14 protein-coding genes are annotated in these 14,447 nt (G+C 59.1%); 12 read left to right on the forward strand and 2 right to left on the reverse strand.

The genetic code is table 11. The features are described 5' to 3' along the window. Positions 1-51: 51 nt before the first annotated feature. Positions 52-819 carry a SapC family protein gene (locus tag RN347_RS05960; protein WP_311960523.1) on the forward strand — a complete coding sequence of 256 codons (768 nt, stop codon included), beginning with the start codon at positions 52-54 and terminating at the stop codon, positions 817-819. 15 nt (positions 820-834) lie between these two features. On the opposite strand, the gene RN347_RS05965 is transcribed toward RN347_RS05960, so the two are convergent. Together RN347_RS05965 and RN347_RS05970 are read right to left on the reverse strand one after the other, a co-directional pair. After that, positions 835-1,461, reverse strand: coding sequence for a hypothetical protein (locus tag RN347_RS05965; RefSeq protein WP_311960524.1), 627 nt, complete (start codon positions 1,459-1,461; stop codon positions 835-837). An 89-nt stretch (positions 1,462-1,550) separates the two neighbouring features. Then, positions 1,551-3,365, reverse strand: a complete 1,815-nt coding sequence (locus RN347_RS05970) for a beta-galactosidase (RefSeq protein WP_311960525.1) — start codon at positions 3,363-3,365, stop codon at positions 1,551-1,553. Between the two features lie 283 nt (positions 3,366-3,648). Between RN347_RS05970 and RN347_RS05975 the strand changes: the two genes are divergently transcribed. From RN347_RS05975 to RN347_RS06025, 11 genes are all read left to right on the forward strand, one after another. Continuing rightward, complete coding sequence (locus RN347_RS05975; protein ID WP_311960526.1) at positions 3,649-4,038, forward strand: GtrA family protein; 390 nt, start codon at positions 3,649-3,651, stop codon at positions 4,036-4,038. Positions 4,039-4,084: 46 nt separating this feature from the next. Next, positions 4,085-5,434 carry a DUF6056 family protein gene (locus RN347_RS05980; RefSeq protein WP_311960527.1) on the forward strand — a complete coding sequence of 450 codons (1,350 nt, stop codon included), beginning with the start codon at positions 4,085-4,087 and terminating at the stop codon, positions 5,432-5,434. A 148-nt stretch (positions 5,435-5,582) separates the two neighbouring features. Continuing rightward, complete coding sequence (locus tag RN347_RS05985; RefSeq protein ID WP_311960528.1) at positions 5,583-6,512, forward strand: glycosyltransferase family 2 protein; 930 nt, start codon at positions 5,583-5,585, stop codon at positions 6,510-6,512. Further along, on the forward strand, positions 6,505-7,848 hold the full coding sequence (locus RN347_RS05990) for a hypothetical protein (protein ID WP_311960529.1): 1,344 nt from the start codon (positions 6,505-6,507) through the stop codon (positions 7,846-7,848). Before RN347_RS05985 ends, RN347_RS05990 begins: the two co-directional genes overlap by 8 nt. A 130-nt stretch (positions 7,849-7,978) precedes the next feature. Continuing rightward, positions 7,979-9,037 carry a dTDP-glucose 4,6-dehydratase gene (rfbB, locus tag RN347_RS05995; protein ID WP_311960530.1) on the forward strand — a complete coding sequence of 353 codons (1,059 nt, stop codon included), beginning with the start codon at positions 7,979-7,981 and terminating at the stop codon, positions 9,035-9,037. Between the two features lie 47 nt (positions 9,038-9,084). Beyond that, a complete protein-coding gene (rfbD, locus tag RN347_RS06000) occupies positions 9,085-9,981 on the forward strand; it encodes a dTDP-4-dehydrorhamnose reductase (protein ID WP_311960531.1) in 897 nt (298 codons plus the stop codon). A 27-nt stretch (positions 9,982-10,008) separates the two neighbouring features. Continuing rightward, entirely contained in the window at positions 10,009-10,893 is an 885-nt protein-coding gene (gene rfbA, locus RN347_RS06005) for a glucose-1-phosphate thymidylyltransferase RfbA (protein WP_311960532.1), read from the forward strand. Next, positions 10,893-11,444, forward strand: a complete 552-nt coding sequence (gene rfbC / locus RN347_RS06010; protein ID WP_311960533.1) for a dTDP-4-dehydrorhamnose 3,5-epimerase — start codon at positions 10,893-10,895, stop codon at positions 11,442-11,444. Before rfbA ends, rfbC begins: the two co-directional genes overlap by 1 nt. A 142-nt stretch (positions 11,445-11,586) precedes the next feature. Beyond that, positions 11,587-12,033, forward strand: a complete 447-nt coding sequence (locus tag RN347_RS06015; RefSeq protein WP_311960534.1) for an MBL fold metallo-hydrolase — start codon at positions 11,587-11,589, stop codon at positions 12,031-12,033. A gap of 9 nt (positions 12,034-12,042) precedes the next feature. Further along, positions 12,043-13,026: an MBL fold metallo-hydrolase gene (locus RN347_RS06020; protein WP_311960535.1), complete on the forward strand. Its 984-nt coding sequence runs from the start codon at positions 12,043-12,045 to the stop codon at positions 13,024-13,026. 125 nt (positions 13,027-13,151) lie between these two features. Beyond that, positions 13,152-14,435, forward strand: coding sequence for an O-antigen ligase family protein (locus tag RN347_RS06025; protein WP_311960536.1), 1,284 nt, complete (start codon positions 13,152-13,154; stop codon positions 14,433-14,435). The last annotated feature ends 12 nt before the right edge of the window (positions 14,436-14,447 follow it).

Raw genomic sequence — 14,447 nt, forward strand, 5'->3', positions numbered from 1 at the left:
CTTCGCTGTATCGCTGGGTGAGTTGCGTGTTTAACCGAACCGGGAGTCATCATGGCTACTCCTTTAGCGCTTGGCCCTCGCGAATGCGAGGGCAAGACCTGGCACCCTCCGCAGGATGTGACGTTCGCCGCTTCTCGCGCCCTGATGCCGCTACATGGCGGCGAACTCTCCCGCGCGGCGGTGTCCATGCCGTTGGCGCTCATCCAACAGCGCGACCGCTGGCAGCTGGTGGGCGTGTGCGGTCTCACCTCTGGTCGCAATCTGTTCGTTCGCGAAGGCCAGTGGCTGGGTAACTATCGCCCGGAGTGGCTCGTGACCTGGCCCTTCGAGGTAGATGCTCAGGGCGATAGCCACCGCATTGTGTTTAACCGCGATAGCGGATTTGAAAGCTCGCGGGGGGCGGGCGAGCCGTTCTTCGATGACCGGGGTGGCATGTCGGCGGCAGTTACCAGCCGCGTTCAGGCGCTCAGGGAAACGTTTTCTCATCACTGCGTTACGCAAAATGCGTCAAGCGCGCTGGCGGCGGCCGGGGTAATAACGCCGTGGCCAGCCTCCTTGAAGCGCTGCTTCGGTATGACGCTGGAAGGGCTTTACATGATCGACGAGACGGCGCTTGCAGAACTCGACGAATCGTCGTTTTTGGCACTGCGTAAGGCCCGGGCCCTGCCTATCGCCTACGCGCTGAATCTTTCCCTTGCGCAAGTGCGCACGCTGGCGCAACTGGCGCGACTCAATCCAGTGCGTACGATCGCGCCGGAAAATCTGGACGCGCTATTCGAGGGTGAGGATGAAGAGATCAGTTTCGATTTCGACCGTTGACTGCTCGAAAGCTATTCACAGGTGGGCGCTGGCGTGTACCTCCGGGCGAAATCCCTGACAAAACAGGCGGACGATCGACGCCGGAGTTAGAACCACCACGCGGGTATCGCGTGAGGGAGACGCGGTAGGGGCGGTGTAGCCTTCGAAGCGCCAGGCAAGCAAGCCATGGTCGGCCACCAGGTGCGGTGTGCCGTCAAGGTCAATCAGGGTGCCAAACGGCAGCGTTTCAAGCGCGGCCTCGTGGGTGATCTTGTGGCCGCCGCGTTTAGCGCGTTCCTGATGAAGGATTTTGTCGATCGTTGCCAGGTTTGGGCGTTCGATTTCCGGCAGGGGGTTCGCTTTAAGCCAGCCGTGTTTGAATTCCCTGAAGCGTGCATGGCGGCACGAGCCGCAGGGGCGATGCCCGGCGGCAAAGGCAGTGGCTTCGTCCAGAAAGAAGAGCTGCGAGTAGCGGCCGGGTTCGAACACCGGGCGCTCGAAACCTGGGGCGTGCGTCACACAGGTGACCCACTGCTTATGAGCCCAGGGGCGCTTGATGACTTTATGTTCATCGTGAAGGATGCCGCGATTGCCCATCAGTTCGCCGCGGGCGCTGACACTGCAAAGGTGCCCGTAAGGGTCGATACGATTTTGTAACGCCATGAGATGAAAGCCCTCATTTAAAAGAAGCCGCTGCGCTTCATAGGCGCAGCGTGTGCGCTTACCTCTACGGTATCGATTCTCGGGCGGCGCTACGGGGTTGCGCCGTTCATTACCTGTTGAAGCGCCTTGAAGTACTGCGCCGAGCCGTACTCCGCGTTGTCTTCGCTCACCATGAAGCGGTCGTGCTCGGGGTCGCTTTCAAAGCGCCCGCCTTGAATCGACACGAAGTAGGGCGATAGAAACACCGCGCCGCTTTGGTGGTGGTGCTCGAGTGCCTGGGCAAGCTCCTCCGGGGCCATGTGGGTCATGGGGTGCATTTCGGGTACGCCGTAGCGTTCGTGGCCTTTTTCCTCGAGCCAGTCGAAGAAGTAGTCCGCGTAGATGATGCCGCCGTAGAGATTGATTCCCTGTGAGTAGTGCGGGTTGGCCTCGAGCGAGGCGCCTGCTGCAAAGAGCTGCGGATTCCAGGAGCCCTTGAATTCTGGCGCGATCTGGTGGGAGAACACCTGCTCGTCATCGAAACAGCTCTGGCGGATGATATCCGCGTAGGTTTCGATCTCGCTTTGTACCTGATGCTCGCGAAACTCGTTCCAGAGTGCGGCCAGCGGGTTGTAGTAAACCGCGGTTTGGTGAGCCGGGTAGTCCGGCCAGAAGTGCAGCGTTTCCGGCGGCTCTTCTTCGGTAGTCGCCGCCAATGGGTTGGCATTGATTTCTTGCGGTGCGTTTTGCTGGCGATCGATGACGGCAAGCGAGTAGCTCTGCAGCGGGCTCGTGCCGTGTTCGGTCACGAAACGCAGCTCCACGTTGTGTAACCCCGGTGGGAGCGCACTGAAGTCCAGATCGAACCGGTAGCCGACGTTGGAATCCTCTAGCCCATCAATGCCCTGGGCGACGTCCAGGCGGGTCAAATCGGTATCGGCTTCGCCGACGAATTGGCCGTTCAGGTACACGTAGATATCGAACGGCTCGCCGCTTTCATCATACGCCCAGCCGAAAAACGGAACCTCACCAATGGCATGCACATCGTAGTGCTCGAAGTAGTGATTGAGCGGCTCAGTGGCGATGTCTTTAGAGGGCGCGTCGATCTGATCGAAGCTCTCGAACGACGAGGAGAGCGTAGCATTGAGCCGCCCAATCGAGCCGAAGCGCTCTTCCAGCCACTGGCGAAACTGCGCCTGGGAGTGTTCGCTGTAATCGGTGACCTCGAATGGCCGGTCGTAGCCCATGCCGCCCATGAAATCGGTGAAGAAGTGGTGCGTTTCGCCAAGCGTGGTCACCGCGCGAATCTTGTCCAGATCCGTTTGGGGGAGCTGGCACACTTCGTCGAGCACGGCGTTCATGGCTTGGGTGCGCGCTTTCTGGTAGAGCGCTTCGTCATCGCCCAGCGCCCAGGGGTAGATGGATGACGAGAAGTAGTTATCGATGGGCAGGCTGCCGTCGGCTAGTGTCATCAGGCTGCGCGGGTCTTCGGCGCTGGCCGCCGCGGCCTGGGCCTGGTCGCCGGGTACGAAGTGGTTGCCAAAAAGATAAAACACCAGCGAACGGCTCGAGTCGCTGATCACGCGCAGGTCCTGACGAATGGTCTCGCGGTTGATGTGAATGCTCTTGTCGTCGTCGATGTGAACATAGGAGAGCAGGGGCATGCCGAGGGTATAGCCTAGCTCGAAGCGGCCGTCTTCACTCACCTGGGGGCCGATGTCGGAAAGGCTGGCTTCGATCAGGGAGGCGGCACTTTCATTGCGCTCGCGACAGGCCTGCCAGGCCTCGCCACCGTTGGTCACGCTTTCGTCGTTCAGGGCGCTTTCGCAGCCGCGCATGCCGTCAATCATGGGCGATATGAGCGTGGGCTGCGCGGCCAGGGCGTGACCGGAGAACAGGGTGGCGGTCAGTAAAAGACGTTTCATTTAAATATCCTGCAGGCGAGAAGCGACGCATTTGCTTCACGCTATGTGTTTCGAGTTATCTGTTTCAGGCTGTCTATTTCAAACGGACTATTTCAAACGGTCTATGGCAAATTTCGTTAATATTTCCGAGGCCATAAAACGCGAACCAACGCGTGTTTTCAAGTCATTCGCTTAAAGACTCTATAGAGAATAAAAAGCCGGGCGCGAGGAGGGCGCACTAAATGGGTGTGACTCGCCATACCCTGCGAATCCGGTTACCATGCCGGCTTTTTGCGAGACGGGCATGCAGAGACTGATCGAGTTGTTCAACCGGGACGTGTTTCAGCCGTTTCGGTTTCTGATCATGGGCGGTCTTGCCACGCTCACGCATATGCTGGTGGCGACCTTGCTGTTTGCCCTGTTGACTGAGCCTTCGCCTTATCTGGTCAACGTGATCGCATTTGCGCTGGCCTTTCTGGTCTCCTTTTTTGGGCATCGACACGTTACGTTCAAGACCCGCGGCTCGATGGGACGGTTTTTTCTCGTTGCGATCGCCGGGTTTGCCGCGAACAACGCTATTTTGACCGCGGGGCTTGCGCTGGGAGTGAACAATTTGGCCGCCGTGATCATCGCCACCGCCTGCGTGCCGGTGTTGACCTATCTGGCGTCGTCACTCTGGGCGTTTAAAAAATAAACAACATGGGGGGGCAACCCCGTGGCTGACGCAGGTGGTTAAATAAATGGATGTTCAATTCGTTAAGCGTGCAGGCGCACTGCTGGCGCTATTTTCAAGCGCGCTGCTGGTTCAAGTCGCTTCCGGTCCGGTACTGCGCGACGACGATACGTATTACGCCGGCATTGCACAGCAGGGAGATCTCATCAGCTGGTTGATCGAGCGGTATGCGCAGTGGTCATCAAGGGCCTTGATCGACCTGGTGACGGTCTGGATCGTGCCGCACGAAGGCCTGTGGATGGTGCTGAACGCGCTGTTCATCACGACCCTGTGTCTGACGATTTCTGCGCTTGCGAGCCGCCATAGCCTGGTGTGTTTCAACAAGTCGGCGTTGGCGCTTGCGTGCTTCTGGCTGATCCCCGTGAACATGATGCACTGGAGCGTATGGTGGCTAACCGGTTCTCTTAATTACCTATGGCCCGTTACTGCTGCGCTGATTTATTGGGCGGTGGTGAAGTACGAGCTGACCGTCACCAAAGCGCCCGTTTGGATCATCATGGCGGGTTTGGCCACGCTGCTGTTCAGTGTGTTCAGCGAACAGATCATGATCGTCAACTTGATCGTACACGGTTTTATGATAGGCAAATTGAGAAAGGGGTATTTTAATAATCGAACCCTCCTCATCGGTTTATTGATCACTCTTTTCGGGTTGGCGCTGTTTGTTTTAAGCGAGGGAAATAGCGTTCGCGCGGCGTTGTCGGCCCAGTATTATTTCCCCGAGTTTGCCGATTTCGGTGTGCTGGAAAAAGCGTACTTCGGCATCAGTTTGGGGCTTTATCAGTTCTTCTATATGGGGAGCTGGGTCAGCGTGGTGTTTTGTCTCGCGATTGCGCTTCGCTACCAAGCGCTTTATGCCAAATACATCGCTGTGGTTAGTCTCTTTTTCATCATGCTTACCTCGGGCTTTATGCTGGGCTACGCCACGAGCGAGTTTTCACGCTTGACAACCAACGTGGTCATGATCGGCGCCGTGTATAAAATCGAGTACCACCAGGCGTACACGCCGGCGTTTTATTGGGCCATGGGGTTGGGGCTTGCTTTGTCGCTGGCGCTGGCGGTGGCCCTGCTGGGGCGTCTTTCGTTTCTTGAGCGCGGCGTGAGCCTGCGTCAATCGTTTGAGACGATGTATCTCTACCGAGTTTTATTATTCGTCCTGTCGTTTTTGCCCACCTGCATGTTGGGGTTTTCGCCCACCATGTATGCGTCCGAGGAGAGGGTGATGTTCGCCTCGACGGCAATTTTGATCCTGCTGGTGGTGATGATCGTCGGCAAAACGCGCTTTAGCTGGCATGTTCTGGCGGCCACCACGGTCATGGCCTTTCTGAGCTACTGGGCAAGCACTCCCCTTGTTTTTTGAGTCGCGGTGCGCGCCTTTCGCTGGTTCGCCCTGGCAAGGCGCGCCTTGTAACATGCTCGACTTTTCTGAAGTTTACCGCTTTTATGCCGGTATCAGCGTATCGAGCGTCGTTACTTCGAGCTTTTAACAATTAAAGAGCACTATCACCATGGAAAGCACGATTTCCCTTATCGTTCCCGTTTTTAACGAACAAACGTCGATTACTCCCTTTTTGGAGGCCATCGACCGGGAGCTTGCAACGCTTCCGGCCGCGCTCGAGATTCTGTTCATCGACGATGGCTCGACCGATGAAACGGTGGCCGAAATCAAGCGCGCCCGGCAGCGCGATGGCCGGGTTCGTTACGTGACGCTGTCGCGCAATTTCGGCAAGGAGGCGGCCATGACCGCCGGGCTCGACTACGCCACGGGTGACGCGGTCATTCCCATGGATGTCGACCTGCAGGACCCGCCGCAGCTAATCCACGAGTTTTACACCTTATGGCAGCAGGGGTATGACGTGGTGTACGGCATGCGCAGTGATCGTTTGGAGGATACGCGCGGCAAGCGGGCCTCGGCGGGGCTTTTCTATCGTATATTCAACCGGCTTTCGATGACCGAAATACCCGCCAACACCGGTGACTACCGGCTGATGAGCCGCCGGGTGGTCGAGGCACTCAAGAAACTGCCCGAACGTAACCGGTTCATGAAGGGGCTGTTTGCTTGGCCCGGCTATCGCTCGGTAGGCGTATCCTACAGCCGTCCCGCGCGGCACACCGGATATACCAAGTGGAACGCCTGGAAGCTTTGGAACTTCGCCCTCGATGGGCTAACGGGTTTTTCGACCTGGCCGCTGCGCGTTTGGTCCTACGTCGGCGTCTGTATTGCGGCGGTTTGCCTTGCATACATGTTCTTTATCATTGTTCGCACGCTGATGTTCGGGGTGGAGTGGCCAGGTTACGCGTCAATAATGTCAGCGATTTTGTTTCTGGGCTCGGTTCAACTGATATCGATCGGCATATTGGGCGAGTACGTTGGACGGCTTTATATCGAAAGCAAGCAGCGCCCCGTTTATCTGGTGGATGAGCAAGATGATGAGTAGCGCGTTAAAACCTATCGGCCTGTTGCTGGTGCTATTTTCAAGCGTCTTACTGGTTCAGCTGGCGAATGGCCCCGTGCTGGGATCAGATGATGAAATGTATGCCGCGGTGGCTCAAAGCGGCGATATCATCGGTTGGCTGATCGAGCGCTACGCCGTCTGGTCGTCGCGTTCGCTGATCGATCTAGCGACTATCTTACTAGTCACCCATGAAAACCTTTGGATGCTGCTCAACGCGGTGGTCATTACGGGAATGAGTCTTGCGGTCTCGATATTGGCTAATCCCCGGGGCGAGATTTGCTTTACTCGTTCGGCCTTGGCGCTGGCGTGCTTTTGGCTCATTCCGGCGAGCACGATGTATTACAGTGTGTGGTGGCTCACCGGCGCCATGAACTACCTGTGGCCCGTGGCCGCGTCGCTTATGTATTGGGCGGTAGTCAAGTACGAGGCGGTCACCTCCCGTACTCGCGTTTGGTTGCTGGTGGCGGGCCTTTCACTCTTACTGTTCAGCGCTTTTAGTGAGCAGATGATGGTGGTTAATTTCATCGTGCACGGCTTTTTGCTTTGCCGGTTGAAAAGGGCGTATTTCAAAAACCGCGCAGCGTTGATCGGGGTGTTCATCAACACCATCGGTTTTTTGTTTTTTATCCTTGGTGAAGGCAATACGGCCCGCATGCTGCTCTCCATCGATATGTATTTCCCCGAGTTTGCGCATATGGGCGTGGTGGAAAAGGCCTATTTCGGTATCAGCCTTGGGCTTTACCAGTTTTTCTATATGGGAAGCTGGATCAGCATCCTGTTATGTCTTGCCATTGTGCTTCGCGGTGAGACCAGACTGGCTCGATATATCGCCGCGGCCGCTGCATTTTTCATCATGCTCACCTCGGGCTATCTGTTGGGCTATACCGGGTCGGCGTTTTCACGACTTATCGAGAATGTCGGTTTCATCGAAAACATCTACCCGATCGAGTACCCGCAGGCTTACACGTCCGCGTTCTATCTGGCGATGGTTCTGGGAACGGTGTTCGCGGTGGGGCTGGCGTTTGCGCTACTGGGTGACCTGAGGCCGCTTACGCGTCAAGGGTGGTCGGCGCTACTCGAAAGCGCACACGTGAATCGCGCGCTGCTGCTCGTTTTGTCGTTTATACCCGCCTGCATGTTGGGGTTTTCGCCCACCATGTACGTTTCGCGCGAGCGCATACTGTTCGCCTCGACCGCGATCGTACTGTTGCTGGTGGTCATGATGGTCGGTAAAACGCGCTATAGCTGGCACTTTCTAGCGGCCATGACAGTGGTGGCCTTATTTACTTATTGGCATCCAGCCATGCCAGGCGCGTGAGCGCGGCATGACTCCTGGCCTGAGTGACTCCTGGCGTTTGCATGTTATCCTTATTCGTTAAATAGCTATCCCCAGCAGCCTGGTATCCAGGCTGTTCAAACGTCTATTGGGTACGAATAAGGCATTTATCATGAAGCTTTTAGTCACGGGTGGGGCAGGGTTCATCGGCTCGGCCGTTGTGCGGTATTTGATTTCCGAGACCGACCATGAGGTCGTCAATGTCGATGCCCTGACCTACGCGGGCAACCTGGAATCATTAGCTGACGTCGAAGACAGCGCTCGCTACGCCTTCGAGCACGCCAACATCAACGACGCCGCCCAAATGCAGGCGGTGTTCGAACGTCATCAGCCCGATACGGTGATGCACCTGGCGGCGGAGTCTCATGTGGACCGCTCGATCGACGGCCCGGCGGCGTTCATTGAGACCAATATCGTGGGTACCTATACGCTGTTGGAAGCGGCGCGCCAGTACTGGAAGGCTTTGCAGGCAAGCGCTCCAGAAAAGGCGGCGGCGTTTCGCTTTCATCACGTCTCCACCGATGAAGTTTACGGCGACCTGGAAGGTCCGGAAGATCTTTTCACCGAAGAGACGCCCTACGCGCCGAGTTCGCCGTACTCCGCGAGTAAGGCAAGTTCCGATCACCTGGTACGGGCTTGGTATCGCACGTTTGGGCTGCCGGTGCTGCTCACCAACTGCTCCAACAACTATGGGCCGTACCACTTTCCGGAAAAGCTCATTCCGCTGATGATTCTGAACGCCCTGGCGGGCAAGCCGCTGCCGGTTTATGGCGACGGCCAGCAGGTGCGCGACTGGCTGTTCGTTGAAGACCACGCCCGGGCGCTGGTGAAAGTAGTGACCGAGGGCAAGGTGGGCGAGACCTACAACATCGGTGGCCACAATGAAAAGGCGAACCTGGAAGTGGTCGAGACGCTTTGCGACCTGCTTCAGGAGCTGGTGCCCGCCGAGAAAAGCTATCGCGAGCTGATCACGTTCGTGGCCGACCGCCCGGGCCACGACGTGCGCTACGCGATCGACGCCGACAAGATCGAGCGCGAGCTGGGCTGGCGCCCGGAGGAAACCTTTGAGACCGGCCTGCGTAAAACCGTGCAGTGGTACTTGGATAACCGGCAGTGGTGGCAGCGCGTGCAGGATGGCAGCTACCAGGGCGAGCGGCTGGGCAGCTTGTAGTATTTACAACAACAGCGACGGATCGTGGCGAATAAAAAGGGGGAACCATGAATATCCTGATTACCGGTGGTAACGGGCAGGTGGGTTTTGAGCTTAAACGCCAGCTGGCGACTCTGGGTAAGCTGCTGGCCCCTTCGCGCCAGGCGCTGGACTTGGCCGATGCCGAGGCGGTCGAGGCGTATCTTGCCACGCATCAACCGGACGTCATCGTCAACGCGGCGGCCTATACGGCGGTGGACCAGGCGGAATCCGACGAGGCGGGGGCCACGCGCCTGAACGCCTCGCTACCCGCACAGCTTGCCGCTCACTGCGCGGCGAACAACGCGCTGCTGGTGCACTACTCCTCGGACTATGTTTACACCGGTGATGGCGATACGCCCTGGCAGGAGAGCGCCCCGGTCGGGCCGCGTAACGTCTATGGCGAAACCAAGCTTGCCGGCGATGAGGCGGTGTGTGACAGCGGCTGCCGGCATCTGATCTTTCGTACCAGCTGGGTTTACAGTGCTTTTGGCAAGAGCTTTTTGGCCACCATGCTGCGTTTGGGCGCCGAGCGCGAAAGCCTCAATATCATCGACGATCAGGTGGGCGCGCCGACCCCCGCTCGCTTGATTGCGCTGGTAACCCAGCAGGCGCTGACCAAATGGCTGAGCCCGGATGGCAGCGACCTGAAAAACGGGGTGTATCACCTGGCGCCGCGCGGGTACACCAGCTGGCACGGTTTTGCGCGCGAGATATTCCACCAGGCACGCGAAAGCGGCTTAACGCTTGAGGTGGTCGATGAAAGGATCGGCGCCATCCCCACGAGCGACTACCCGACACCGGCGACTCGGCCGCTGAATTCGCGCCTTGATGTGGGTAAACTGGAAAAAGCGCTGGGGATCACGCTGCCGGATTGGCAAAGCCAGGTCGCGCTCACCGTGCAAGAAATCGCAAGCTCGCGTTAAGGCGAGCCTTGAGCAAGGAAGGACACCATGCAACGTAAAGGTATTATTCTGGCCGGGGGCAGCGGCACGCGCCTGCATCCCATCACCCGCGGCGTCTCCAAGCAGCTGCTGCCCATTTACGACAAGCCGATGATCTATTATCCGATCTCGGTGCTGATGCTGGCCGGCATCCGCGAGATTCTGATCATCTCGACCCCGGAGGATCTGCCGCAGTACGAAAACCTGTTAGGCGACGGTAGCGCCTTCGGCGTGCGTTTCGAATACGCCGTGCAGCCTAGCCCTGACGGTCTGGCCCAGGCGTTTATCATCGGTGAAGAGTTCATCGGCGAATCCCCGGTGTGTCTGGTGCTGGGTGACAACATCTTCCACGGCCAGCACTTCTCCGAGCAGCTCAAGCGCGCAAGCGAGCAGCCCAGTGGCGCTACCGTGTTTGGGTACCTGGTGAAGGACCCGGAGCGCTTTGGCGTGGTGGCGTTCGACGAGAGCGGCACCGCCGTTTCCATCGAGGAGAAGCCGGCCAAGCCGAAGTCGCCCTACGCGGTGACCGGCCTCTATTTCTACGACAACGACGTGGTCGAGATCGCTAAACAGGTAGAGCCTTCCGAGCGCGGCGAGCTTGAGATTACCAGCATCAACAATGCGTATCTGGAGCGCGGCGACCTGCGCGTCGAACGTCTGGGCCGCGGCTTTGCATGGCTCGATACCGGCACCCACGATAGCCTGTTGGAAGCCAGCCAGTACGTGCAAACCATCGAGCACCGCCAGGGGCTGAAGGTGGCGTGCCTGGAAGAGATCGCTTGGCACCAAGGCTGGCTGAGCGATGAAGCGCTTCGCGAAAGCGCCAGCGCGCTGTCCAAAACCGGATACGGTCAGTATTTGCTGGCGCGCCTCGATAGCAAGGGAGTTCACTAATGCAGGTCGAACAAACCTCTCTTCCGGGTGTGGTGATTCTGACGCCGAAGGTGTTCGGCGATGAGCGCGGCTTTTTCATGGAAAGCTTCAATCAAAAGGCGTTCGAAGAGGCCACCGGCTGTACACGTGAATTCGTGCAGGACAACCACTCGCGCTCGCGTCAGGGGGTGCTTCGCGGCATTCACTACCAGCTCGAGCAACCCCAGGGCAAACTCGTTCGCGTCACCCAGGGAAGCGTCTTCGACGTGGCGGTCGACCTTCGCCGCGATTCCAGCCACTTCGGCCAGTGGGTGGGCGTCGAGCTTTCCGCCGAGAACAACCGCCAGCTCTGGGTGCCGGAGGGCTTTGGCCATGGTTTTGTGGTGATGTCGGACGCCGCGGACTTTCTCTACAAGACCACTGATTACTATCACCCGGCCTCCGAGCGCAGCATTCGCTTCGATGACCCCGAGCTTGGTATCGAGTGGCCCACGCTTCCCGTCGAGTTCGCGCTTTCCGAGAAGGACCAGGCCGGTAGCAACTTCGCCGCCGCCGACGTGTTCGAGCGCTAAGCGCCGCCCATCGAAAGCCATGAGCGCCCACCGCAGCCACGCTGAGGTGGGCGTTTTTTTATGCAGAAGCCTAATTTTACTTTTGGTTGCGAGTGGGGGTAGGGTAGTGGCCACGACCGCTTGATGATCCAAAGGGGGCGAAATGGTAAATCACGGGGGAAAACCAGCGCTTTCCACGCTCGTTCACCGGGGCGGGGCTAATGGGGTGACCGGGAGCTGCCATCAGCTTTATGCTCGTGCCGGGCCGTCACTGCTGATCGACTGCGGCTTGTTTCAGGGCCAGGACGCCGACCCGGCGCGTTTCGATCAAATGACGGTCGATTTCGACGTCGACTCGATCAAGGCCGTGGTCATTACTCACGTGCATATCGACCACGTGGGCCGCTTGCCCTACCTGCTGGCGGCGGGCTTCGATGGCCCGGTCATCTGCTCGATTCCTTCCGCTCGGCTGTTGCCGCTGGTGATCGAAGACGCGCTCAAGATCGGCTTTACCCGCGACCGCGCGCTGATCGAGCGCTTTCTGGAGCGGCTGGAGCAGCAAGTGGTGGCGCTTGAGTACGACCGCTGGCACTCGGTCGTCAATAACTAGGATCTGGTCATGCGCGTCAAGCTGCGCCGGGCGGGGCATATTCTGGGCTCGAGCTTCGTCGAGGTTGGTTTACGCGAGCCTGAAACCGGCCAGCGCGAGCGTGTGGTGTTCTCCGGCGATCTGGGCGCGGCCAACTCACCGCTGCTGCCGGCGCCCACATCGCCGGCCAAGGCCGATGTGCTGGTGCTGGAGGCCACCTATGGCGGTCGCCGCCACGAACGACGCGAAGGCCGAACCCAAGCGCTCAAAAAAGCGATCGACGCTGCGCTCGACCACCAGGGGACCGTGATTATTCCCGCGTTCAGCATTGGCCGCACCCAGGAGCTTTTGTACGCGCTGGAGGGCATCGTTCACCGGGCGGCGGGCCGAGGGCGGTGGGGAGCGCTCGAGATTATCGTCGACTCTCCCCTGGCGGCGCGCTTTACCCGGGTGTATCGCACACTCAAATCCTACTGGGACGCCGAGGCCCAAACGCGCGTGCGCGCCGGCCGCCACCCGCTCGATTTTGAATCGCTCTATACCGTGGATAGTCACGAGGCGCATCTGCGTACGGTGACGTATTTGGCCCAAAGTGGACGGCCTGCCGTCGTCATTGCCGCCAGCGGCATGTGCGCGGGCGGGCGCGTGGTCAACTATTTGAAGGCGATGCTCGAAGATACCCGCCATCAGGTGCTGTTCGTGGGATATCAGGGTGAGGGCACGCCGGGCCGCGATATTCAGCGCTATGGGCCGGCGGGCGGCTGGGTTGAGCTTGAGGGCGAGCGTTTCACCATTCGCGCCGGCGTGACGTCGATCAGCGGCTACTCCGCCCACGCCGATGAAGGCGGGCTGTTGCGCTTTGTGGCCGGCATGCGCCGCTGGCCGCGCGAAGTGCGCCTGGTGCACGGCGACTCAACGGCGCGCCTGGCGCTGAAATCGGCGCTGGAAGCGTTGGCGCAAAAAAAGGGCAAAGCGCTGACGGTTACGCTCCCCGATAATCAGCCGTGTGATTGAGGCCGCGAGCCTGCGCGCGAGCTGTGCTACTATCCGAGCTTTTTACGCGTTACACGTAACCATCTACAAGTAACCACTTTAAAGTAGCAATGAGTAAAGGCACCAGGGCCGGAGCATGGCGCATCATGGACATTAGCACGACAAGGGAAGCCACACTGCCTGCGGGCCCGTTAGCGCGTTATGTGAGCGTGTGCGTATTTCTAATGGGGGCGCTGGCGCTGGTGGTGCCTTCGGGCTACTCCATTGGCGCCGCGCTGTTGCTTCTGGCAAGCGTTTGCCTGCTTTCTCGCCGCGTGGGAATGGCAACGCTTACGCGTCAGGATCGATGGCTCATCGCGGCACTGTGCCTTTATGGTTTGGCGGTCGGAGTGCTTTCGACCATTGAGTTGGGCGCGCGCGGCTTTGATCGGCCATCGAGATTTCTGTTGGCCGTACCGGTGCTTTTGCTGGTGCTGCGCTGCCCGCCGCGGCTTTCATGGCTCTGGAGCGGGCTGGCGCTTGGTGCCATTGGCTCCGGGAGCTGGGCGCTCTGGCAAAACCTGGCGCTGGATAGGGCGCGCGCCGACGGCTTCGTGTACGTGATTCAGTTTGGCAACCTGAGCATGCTGATGGGCGTTTTATGTTTGGCCGGGCTTGGCTGGGCGTTCGCTCAAAGGCGCAGGGCGTTTTGGCTTTTGCTTCTGCTGCTGCTGGGGGCGTTTCTGGGCATGCTGGGCTCGCTGTTATCGGGCAGCCGCGGCGGATGGATTGGCCTTCCGTTCATCGCATTCGTGCTGTATCGCGGCTACGGTCGCGGGCTTTCGCTAAAGGTCAAAGCGGCGGCGGTGGCGCTAATGCTGGCCGTTGTCGTGATCATGTACGCCACGCCGCAAACCGGGGTACAGCAGCGCGTTCACGCCGGGATCAATGATGTGGCTCAGTATATCGGTGGGGGCGAGCGCGATACGTCGCTCGGGCTTCGTTTTCAGATGTGGCGCGGCGCCGGGCTTTTGATTGCCGAGCGTCCATTGCTTGGATGGGGCGAGCAGGGCTACGTCGATGCCATGCAGGCCCTGGCCGAGCGCGGGGTCATCAACCCGGCAGCAGCCGGATTCGACCACGCCCATAATGAGTTCATCGATGCCACCGCCAAGCGCGGCGTGGTGGGGCTCGCTATTTTGCTGGCGCTTTATCTCGTGCCGATGCGGTTGTTTGCCTCAGGGTTTTCGCATGCCGACTTGCGCGTTCGTTCGCTGGCGGTGGCGGGCACGCTACTACCCGTGGCCTATATCGATTTCGGTCTCTCGCAAACGTTCATGGCACACAACAGCGGCGCCATGTTCTACGCCTTCTGGCTGGCGGTATGGTGGGGGGCGTATAGCGCTTATCGGCGCCAATCAGCCGCCGTTGCCGCATCGTTCACACGCTGAGCGCTGCTCTCA

This window comes from Halomonas sp. PAMB 3264, assembly GCF_031954245.1.
In the GTDB taxonomy this organism is placed as follows: domain Bacteria; phylum Pseudomonadota; class Gammaproteobacteria; order Pseudomonadales; family Halomonadaceae; genus Vreelandella.